The sequence below is a fragment of the Piscinibacter sp. genome, from assembly GCF_050175855.1.
Taxonomy (GTDB): Bacteria; Pseudomonadota; Gammaproteobacteria; order Burkholderiales; family Burkholderiaceae_C; genus Piscinibacter.
On record NZ_JBFXIO010000387.1, the window covers coordinates 1 to 4,764 of the forward strand.

The 4,764-nt window shown below is 68.7% G+C and carries 5 protein-coding genes; 1 reads left to right on the forward strand and 4 read right to left on the reverse strand.

Translation table 11 applies throughout. From position 1 onward, the window contains the following. Window positions 1-28 precede the first annotated feature (28 nt). Window positions 29-1,438, forward strand: coding sequence for an FAD-binding oxidoreductase (locus AB7U92_RS22070; RefSeq protein ID WP_428582147.1), 1,410 nt, complete (start codon window positions 29-31; stop codon window positions 1,436-1,438). Window positions 1,439-1,443: 5 nt separating this feature from the next. Here AB7U92_RS22070 and AB7U92_RS22075 read toward each other — a convergent pair whose 3' ends face one another. From AB7U92_RS22075 to AB7U92_RS22090, 4 genes are all read right to left on the reverse strand, one after another. Continuing rightward, window positions 1,444-1,872, reverse strand: a complete 429-nt coding sequence (locus AB7U92_RS22075; RefSeq protein ID WP_428582139.1) for a DUF1178 family protein — start codon at window positions 1,870-1,872, stop codon at window positions 1,444-1,446. Window positions 1,873-1,897: 25 nt separating this feature from the next. Beyond that, window positions 1,898-2,494, reverse strand: a complete 597-nt coding sequence (locus tag AB7U92_RS22080; protein WP_428582141.1) for an NUDIX domain-containing protein — start codon at window positions 2,492-2,494, stop codon at window positions 1,898-1,900. 10 nt (window positions 2,495-2,504) lie between these two features. Beyond that, window positions 2,505-3,986, reverse strand: coding sequence for an NADH-quinone oxidoreductase subunit NuoN (nuoN, locus tag AB7U92_RS22085; protein ID WP_428582143.1), 1,482 nt, complete (start codon window positions 3,984-3,986; stop codon window positions 2,505-2,507). A gap of 16 nt (window positions 3,987-4,002) precedes the next feature. Further along, window positions 4,003-4,764 (reverse strand): NADH-quinone oxidoreductase subunit M (locus AB7U92_RS22090; RefSeq protein WP_428582145.1); only part of this gene is annotated, 762 nt, incomplete at its 5' end.

The following is a 4,764-nucleotide window of genomic DNA, read 5'->3' on the forward strand; positions in this document are numbered from 1 at the left end:
TGCGCTGGCGGCTTCGCGCCGGTGCGGCATGCGCGGCATGACGCTGGAAGCCACGCTGCGCGGCATCGTCGGCACGGCGCACGTGCTCAAGGGCGGCGACCTGCCGGCCTACGAGGTCGACTGGCGCAAGCGCTGGCATGGTCGCGCTCGCGCGATCGTGCGCCCCGGCTCCGCCGAGGAAGTGGTCGCCGTGGTGCGCGCCTGTGCGGCCCACGGCGTGAGCCTCGTGCCACAGGGCGGCAACACCGGCCTGGTGGGGGCCTCGGTGCCCGACGTCTCCGGCACGCAGGTGGTGTTGCATCTCGGGCGCCTGAATCGCGTGCGCGAGCTCGACGCCGCCAACCTGACGATGACCGTCGAGGCCGGCTGCCTGCTGCAGGCGGTGCAGGAGGCCGCGGCGGCGCAGGGCCTGCTGTTCCCGCTCAGCCTGGCGGCCGAGGGCAGCTGCACGATCGGCGGCAACCTGGCCACGAACGCAGGTGGCACGCAGGTGGTGCGCTACGGCAACGCGCGCGAGCTCTGCCTGGGCCTCGAGGTGGTCACCGCCGACGGCGAGCTGTGGAACGGCCTGTCGGGCCTGCGCAAGGACAACACCGGCTACGACCTGCGCGACCTGTTCATCGGCAGCGAAGGCACGCTGGGCATCATCACCGCTGCCACGCTGAAGCTCTATCCGCAGCCGGGCACGGTGAGCACGGCGCTGGCCACGCTCGACTGGCTGGACGCGGCGGTGGAGTTCCTCGGGCTGGCACAGTCCCGGCTCGGCGCATCGCTGACCGGCTTCGAGGTGATGAACCGCTTCTCGATGGACCTGGTGCGGCGGCACTTCCCGCAGCTGCAGCAGCCCTTGCCAGCCGCCAACTGGACGGTGCTGCTGGAGCAGAGCGCCAGCGATCGCCCCGAAGACGCCGCGCAGCGTTTCGAGGACCTGCTCGCGCTGGCCTTCGAGCGCGGGCTGATCGTCGACGCCGCGGTGGCGGCCAGCCTGGAACAGTCGAAGACGATGTGGCACCTGCGCGAATCGATCCCGCTGGCGCAGAGCCTCGAGGGGCTGAACATCAAGCACGACATCTCGGTGCCGATCTCGCGCATTCCCGCCTTCGTGCGCGCCACCGACGAGGCGCTGGAGCGCGCCGTGCCCGGCGTGCGGCTGGTCGACTTCGGCCACCTCGGCGACGGCAACCTGCACTACAACGTGCAAGCGCCGGAGGGCGAGCCGGCCGATCGTTTTCTCGCCGAGCGCGAGGCCGAGGTGAACCGCATCGTCTACGACGCCGTGATGGCCCACGGCGGTTCGATCTCGGCCGAACACGGCATCGGCGCGCTCAAGCGCGAGGAGCTGGCGCAGCGCAAGTCGCCGGTGGCAATGAAGCTGATGCGCGCCATCAAGCAGGCGCTGGATCCGCACGGCCGGATGAATCCGGGCCGCGTGATCTGAGGGGGCTACTGCAAAGGGCCCTTGAGCGCGTCGGGAACGGGAAGAGAGACCACCTCGATGCCTTCGTCCCGCAGCGCCTGCGCGTCTTCGGCGCTGGCCCGGCCGCGGATGCCGCGGGCCTCGGCTTCGCCGTAGTGGATGCGGCGCGCTTCCTCGGGGAAGCGCTCGCCGACGTCTTCCGTCCGGGCCACCAGCTGCTGCACCGCCTGCATCGCGGCTGCCTGCAAGGTGGCGACGCGGTCGGCGGCGGGAGCGTCTTCCTTCAAGCCGGAGACGTTCAACCTCGGGGCGCTGGGCAGCTTGGAAATGCTGGCATCGCCGCAGGCCGGGCACCCTACGAGACCACGGGCCGACTGCGATTCGAAGTCCTCGTCGGAGCCGAACCAGCCTTCGAAGCGATGGTCATGGGCGCAGCGCAGGTTCAGCACCTTCATGCGCCCGATTATGGGCCGCAGCCGCTTATCGGGGCGTGAAGCCCGGGATGGGCCATCGGCCGGCGCGCCAATTCTGCAACCACTGCAGGCCGATCAGCGTCTTCGCATCGGTCACCGCGCCCGTGGCGCACAGGCGGTCGAGTTCGGCCTCCTCGACAAGCTCCAGGTCGAGGAACTCGCCCTCGTCGAGCCGGCGCTGGCCGGCCGTCAGGCCCCGTGCGAACCAGATCTCGATGCGCTCGCTGGAGTAGGCAATGGCATTGTGGAGCACACCGGCCAGCGCCCATTCGGAGGCCCGGTAGCCCGTCTCCTCCAGCAGCTCGCGCTGCGCGCACTGCAGAGTCGGTTCGCCAGGCTCCAGCTTGCCGGCCGGGAACTCCAGCATCACGCACTCGAGCGGGTAGCGCCACTGCCGCTCCATCACGAGGCGGCCGTCGTCCACCAGGGGCACGACCATCACCGCGCCCGGGTGGACGATGAATTCGCGGGTGGCCTCGCCGCCGTCGGGCAGGCGGATGCGGTCGCGCCGCACCTGCAGCAGCCGGCCCTCGAAGACCGTCTCGCGGGAGACGGTTTCCTCGCGCAGGTGCGCGTCGTCGGCGTGGTCGGGAGGCCGGCTCACGCCCGCAGGCTCAGGAACCCAGCGCCTTGACGATGGCCTGCGCGCACAGCGCCATCAGGCCACCGGGCAGGATGCCGAACACCAGGATCGCCGCACCGTTGAGCGACAGGATGGTGCGCACCTCGCCCGTGCTGGCGATCGGGTGGGCGTCGGCCGGCTCGTCGAAGTACATCACCTTGACGATGCGCAGGTAGTAGAACGCCGCCACCAGCGACAGCAGCACGGCGATCACCGCCAGCCAGATGTACAGCGCCACGTTGGTCGAGACGATCGCCTGCAGCACCGCCAGCTTGGCGTAGAAGCCCACCGTCGGCGGAATGCCGGCCAGCGAGAACATGAAGATCGCCATCACCGCGGCGTACCAGGGGCTGCGCCGCGCCAGGCCCTTGAAGTCGTCGACCTGCTCGGCCTCGTGCCCGGCGCGCGCCAGCAGCATCACCACGCCGAAGGTGCCCAGCGTGGTGAACACGTAGGTGAGCACGTAGAACATCGACGAGCTGTAGCCGTTGGCCGCCGACAGCGTGTTGACCGACACCACGGTGGGCGTCAGGCCGAGCAGCATGAAGCCGATCTGGCCGATGGTCGAGTAGGCCAGCATGCGCTTGAGGTTGCTCTGCGCGATGGCCGCCACGTTGCCCAGCGCCATCGAGGCCACCGACAGCACGATCAGCATCTGCTGCCAGTCCTGCGCGATGCCCGACATGCCCTCGACCAGCAAGCGGATGGTGATCGCGAAGGCCGCCAGCTTGGGCGCCCCGGCGATCAGCAGCGTGACGGCCGTGGGCGCGCCCTGGTACACGTCGGGGATCCACATGTGGAACGGCACGGCACCCAGCTTGAAGGCCAGGCCGGCGACCACGAAGACGATGCCCAGCACCAGCACGGCCTGGTTGATCTGCCCGCTGGCGATGGCCTTGAAGACCTCGCCGATCTCCAGCGAGCCGGTGGCGCCGTACATCATCGACAGGCCGTACAGCAGGAAGCCGCTGGCCAGCGCGCCGAGCACGAAGTACTTCATCGCCGCTTCCGTGGACGGGGCGTGGTCGCGGCGCAGCGCCACCAGCGCATACAGGCTCAGCGACATCAGTTCCAGGCCGAGGTAGACGACCAGGAAGTTGTTCGCCGACATCATCACGCAGATGCCCAGCAGCGCGAACATCGCCAGCGAGATCAACTCGCCCTTGAGCATGTCACGGTCGGCCGCGTAGGGGCGCGCATAGGCCAGCGACACCATCGTGGCCACGGTGGCGAAGAAGGCCAGCAGGTGGCCCATCGGGTCGGCAACCACCATACGCTGGACGGCATAGACCGTGTCGCCGGCGTCGAAGCGCAGCAGGTGCAGCACGGCCACCGCGGCCAGCGAGGCCTGGGCCAGCAGGTAGGTCGGCGTGCGACGCGGGTGCGTGACCCACAGGTCGACCATGGCGACCACCAGGGCCATGACCAGCAGCACGACCTCGGGGGCGATGGCGAGCCAGTTCATCTCGTTCATTTGATTCTCGTCCGGCTCAGGGGACCAGCTTGGATTGCGCCACGTGCTTGAGCAGCTCGGTCACCGAGACGTGCATCACGTCGGTGAAGGGCTTCGGGTACAGACCCATCCACAGCACGGCGATCGCGAGGATGGCCATCATCAGGAACTCGCGGCTGTTCAGGTCGGTCAGCGCCTTCACGTCGTCGTTCGCGACCGGCCCGAAGTACACGCGCTTGACCATCCACAGGTTGTAGGCGGCACCGAAGATCAGCGCCGTGGCGGCCAGGAAGGCGAGCCAGAAGCCGGCCTTGACCGTGCCGAGGATGACCATCCACTCGCCGATGAAGCCGCTGGTGCCGGGCAGGCCGCTGTTGGCCATGGCAAAGAAGACGGCGAAGGCGGCGAACTTCGGCATGGTGTTGACCACGCCGCCATAGGAAGAAATCTCGCGCGAATGCACCCGGTCGTAGAGCACGCCGATGCACAGGAACATCGCACCGGAAACGAAGCCGTGCGAGACCATCTGCACGATGCCGCCGGACACGCCCAGCTCGCTGAAGATGAAGAAGCCCAGCGTGCAGAAGCCCATGTGCGCGATGGACGAGTAGGCCACCAGCTTCTTCATGTCCTGCTGCACCAGCGCCACCAGGCCGATGTAGATCACCGCGATCAGGCTCAGGGCGATGATGAACCAGGCCCACTCGCGGCTGGCATCCGGTGCGATCGGCATCGAGAAGCGCAGGAAGCCGTAGGCGCCGAGCTTCAGCATGATCGCCGCCAGCACCACCGAGCCGCC